The following is a 1,025-nucleotide window of genomic DNA, read 5'->3' as shown; positions in this document are numbered from 1 at the left end:
CACAAGACGATCGGCACGCTGTATCTCGTCACGTCGTTCGCGTTCTTCTGCATCGGCGGTGTGCTGGCTCTGGTCATGCGCGCCGAGCTGGCCCGGCCGGGTCTGCAGATCGTGTCGAACGAGCAGTTCAACCAGGCGTTCACGATGCACGGCACGATCATGCTGCTGATGTTCGCGACGCCGCTGTTCGCCGGCTTCACGAACTGGATCATGCCGCTCCAGATCGGTGCTCCGGACGTCGCCTTCCCGCGGCTGAACATGTTCGCCTACTGGCTGTACCTGTTCGGCTCGACCATCGCCGTGGGCGGTTTCCTCACCCCGCAGGGTGCGGCCGACTTCGGCTGGTTCGCCTACTCCCCGCTGTCGGACGCGGTCCGCAGCCCGGGCATCGGCGCCGACCTGTGGATCATGGGTCTGGCCTTCTCCGGCTTCGGCACCATCCTCGGCGCGGTCAACTTCATCACCACCATCATCTGCATGCGCGCGCCGGGCATGACCATGTTCCGCATGCCGATCTTCGTGTGGAACGTGCTGCTGACCGCGGTGCTGGTCCTGCTGGCCTTCCCCGTGCTGGCCGCGGCCCTGTTCGCGCTGGAGGCGGACCGCAAGTTCGGCGCCCACGTCTTCGACGCGGCCAACGGCGGAGCCTTGCTCTGGCAACACCTCTTCTGGTTCTTCGGCCATCCAGAGGTGTACATCATCGCCCTGCCGTTCTTCGGCATCATCAGTGAGATCATCCCGGTCTTCTCCCGCAAGCCGATGTTCGGCTACATGGGCCTGATCGCCGCGACCATCGCCATCGCGGGTCTGTCCGTGACGGTGTGGGCGCACCACATGTACGTCACCGGCGGTGTGCTGCTGCCGTTCTTCTCCTTCATGACGTTCCTCATCGCCGTACCGACCGGCGTGAAGTTCTTCAACTGGATCGGAACGATGTGGAAGGGGTCCTTGAGTTTCGAGACCCCGATGCTGTGGGCGACGGGCTTCCTGATCACCTTCGTCTTCGGTGGTCTGACCGGCGTCAT

The 1,025-nt window shown here is 64.0% G+C and carries 1 protein-coding gene; it reads left to right on the top strand.

The features are described from left to right. On the top strand, positions 1-1,025 hold a 1,025-nt coding region (locus tag ACFV0T_RS42165), incomplete at both ends, for a cbb3-type cytochrome c oxidase subunit I (protein WP_385790857.1).

This window comes from Streptomyces sp. NPDC059582, assembly GCF_042735715.1.
In the GTDB taxonomy this organism is placed as follows: Bacteria; Actinomycetota; Actinomycetes; order Streptomycetales; family Streptomycetaceae; genus Streptomyces.
The sequence above is the reverse complement of the archived record's forward strand: the minus strand, read 5'-3'. Positions and strand labels throughout refer to the sequence as shown.